The sequence below is a fragment of the uncultured Agrococcus sp. genome (assembly GCF_945915485.1).
Lineage (GTDB): Bacteria > Actinomycetota > Actinomycetes > Actinomycetales > Microbacteriaceae > Agrococcus.
The window spans coordinates 1-2,562 of sequence record NZ_CAMEFJ010000170.1 but is presented as its reverse complement, the minus strand read 5'-3'; the positions used below and the strand labels follow the sequence as shown (position 1 = coordinate 2,562).

Genomic DNA, 2,562 nt, shown 5'->3' with positions numbered 1-2,562 from the left:
CCGTCTTCTTCTTTCTCCCTGCCGTGTTCGGAGAACTGGTGCGGCTGCGACGGCTCACAGCCGAGCCGGAAATCTAACGGCGCGGGTTCTCCACTGCATACACTGAATGAGATGAGCAGAGCATTCGAATCGCGCAAACCCGCACTCATCGTCATCGACGTGCAGCGTGGCTTCGATGATGCTGAGTACTGGGGAGAGCGCGATAACCCCGACTGCGAGCAGAACATCGCAACGCTGATCGAGCACTGGCGCAGCAAGGGATGGCCGTTTGTCTTCGTTCGGCACGACTCGGCGGATCCCCTGTCGCCGCTGGCACCCGGCGGGGCTGGGAATGAGTTCCAGGATGTCGCCACCGGAGCACCCGATCTACTGGTGCGAAAGACGGTGAACTCGGCCTTCTACGGAACTCCCGATCTCGACGCCTGGCTGCGAAATCAACAGATTGACGAGGTTGTGATCTGCGGCATCACGACCAACCACTGCTGCGAAACGACCGCTCGGATGGCGGGGAACCTCGGTTACGAAACCTATTTCGTGATCGATGCCACTCACACCTTTGCGCGAACTGCCCCGGACGGATCGTTCGTCTCGGCAGAAGACCTCTCACGTGTCACCGCTGCTAACCTGCACGGCGAGTTCGCCACGGTCGTTACGACAAACGAGGCGACAGCCGACTGACGGTGCTACCCGTACGCGCGCAGGTACTGCCCGGGAATGTACGGCAGCTCGTGCCTGAGCGCTTTCGCAGCGCGAAGCGGGAAGTGCGGGTCCCGCAGCATTTCACGCCCGAGTAGCACGGCATCCGCCTGCCCCGAGGCCAGAATCTGCTCGGCCTGGAACGGCTCGGTGATCAGCCCGACCGCTGCCGTGGGCACCCCGGTGCGTTCACGGATGCCGGAGGCGAAAGCGACCTGGTAACCCGGGCCGACCGGAATTGTCGCCGGCACGTTCGCGCCAGTGGACACATCGATGAGATCAACACTGTGCTGCTTCAGCAGGTTGACGATCTCGACCGTGTCGTCCAGCGTGAGGCCGCCATCCGTCCAGTCCGTCGCAGACAGCCGCACGAACATCGGCACGCTCTCGCCGATCTCGCCGCGTACGGCATCGACGACTTCCAACAAGAAACGGGCACGGTTCACCAACGCCCCGCCGTACTCGTCGGTGCGGGTATTGCTGAGCGGCGACAGGAACTCGTGCAGCAGATAGCCGTGCGCGGCATGGATTTCGACGAAGTCGAACCCTGCTTCCATCGCCCGCTTTGCTGACGCAGCGAACGCCTTCACGATCTCGCGAATTCCCGTCTCTTCCAGCGCGCGAGGAGTTACCAGCCCGGGGAAAGCCAATTCCGACGGCCCATCCGTGACCCATCCGCCTTCATCGAGAGGGAGGCTGCCCGTGCGATCCGTGCCCCAGGCTGCCCAAGTCGACGCCTTCCGCCCGGCGTGAGCGAGCTGGATACCGGCTGCTGCGCCCTGGGAGCACAGGAAGTCGACGATCGGAACCAGCGCGTCACGCTGGGTATCGTTCCAGAGACCGAGATCCTGCTGGGATATCCGCCCATCGGGTACGACGCCGGTGGCCTCGACGATGATCGCTCCCGCGCCTCCGCGGGCCATGCCTCCCAGGTGCACCAGATGCCAGTCGGTTGCAACACCGTCTTTCCGTTCTACGGAGTACTGGCACATGGGCGGAACCCAGATGCGATTCCGGAACGTAACGTCGCGAAGCGTGAAGGGTTCGAACAGGAGATGACTCACCTTCCGATCGTACGCCCGCGGCTCACAAAACAACCCAGAAGGCGCATCGTGATTCCGGTTTCGCCTCGGTTCATTGGCCGATAGGGTGACGATAAGCAGCTCAGCACCGACGCCGATGCGAGGAAGGGACGAACATGACCCGCCGACCACCCCGCGAAGACTTCTCGGATGCGGACCTCGAGATCAGCGAGCCCAAGGACTATGCGGCAGGGCTCGGCGGCGTCTACCACTCGATGGAGCCTGCGATCCGCGACATGGGGCTCGCCCGCACGGCGAAGCTGATGACGAAGATCAATCACAAGGACGGCTTCGACTGCATGAGCTGCGCCTGGCCGGACCCCGAGCATCGCAAGCTCGCCGAGTTCTGCGAGAACGGCGGCAAGGCCGTGACGTGGGAGGCGACACCGGTCACGGTCGAGCGTTCCTTCTGGCGCGATCACTCGCTCAGTTCACTCGAGGACAAGACAGAGTACTGGCTGGGGCTGCAGGGGCGTCTCACCGAGCCCGTGTACAAGCCGAGGGGCTCCGACCATTACGAGCCCATCGACTGGGATGCCGCGTTCGAGATCATCTCCCGTCATCTCAACGGCCTCGCGCATCCGGATCAGGCGGCCTTCTACACGAGCGGACGCGCCTCCAACGAAGCCGCATTCATCTACCAGCTGCTCGCTCGCGTGCTCGGCACGAACAATATGCCGGACTGCTCGAACATGTGCCACGAATCGACCGGCACCGCGATGCTCGAGACGGTCGGCATCGGGAAGTCGACGATTCGCTACGACGACTTCGAACGGGCCGATCT

The 2,562-nt window shown here is 63.2% G+C and carries 3 protein-coding genes; 2 read left to right on the top strand and 1 reads right to left on the bottom strand.

The genetic code is table 11. The features are described 5' to 3' along the window. Nucleotides 1-111 precede the first annotated feature (111 nt). A complete protein-coding gene (locus Q0O95_RS14045) occupies nt 112-678 on the top strand; it encodes a cysteine hydrolase family protein (protein WP_293699988.1) in 567 nt (188 codons plus the stop codon). A gap of 5 nt (nt 679-683) precedes the next feature. On the opposite strand, the gene Q0O95_RS14040 is transcribed toward Q0O95_RS14045, so the two are convergent. After that, nucleotides 684-1,760: an NADH:flavin oxidoreductase/NADH oxidase gene (locus Q0O95_RS14040; RefSeq protein ID WP_293699986.1), complete on the bottom strand. Its 1,077-nt coding sequence runs from the start codon at nt 1,758-1,760 to the stop codon at nt 684-686. 134 nt (nt 1,761-1,894) lie between these two features. Between Q0O95_RS14040 and Q0O95_RS14035 the strand changes: the two genes are divergently transcribed. Next, on the top strand, nt 1,895-2,562 hold a 668-nt coding region (locus Q0O95_RS14035; protein WP_293699984.1), incomplete at its 3' end, for a molybdopterin-dependent oxidoreductase.

Coding starts and splice junctions, on each gene's coding strand:
- Q0O95_RS14045 (WP_293699988.1), top strand. CDS start 112: ATGAGCAGAGCATTCGAATCGCGCAAACCCGCACTCATCGTCATCGAC.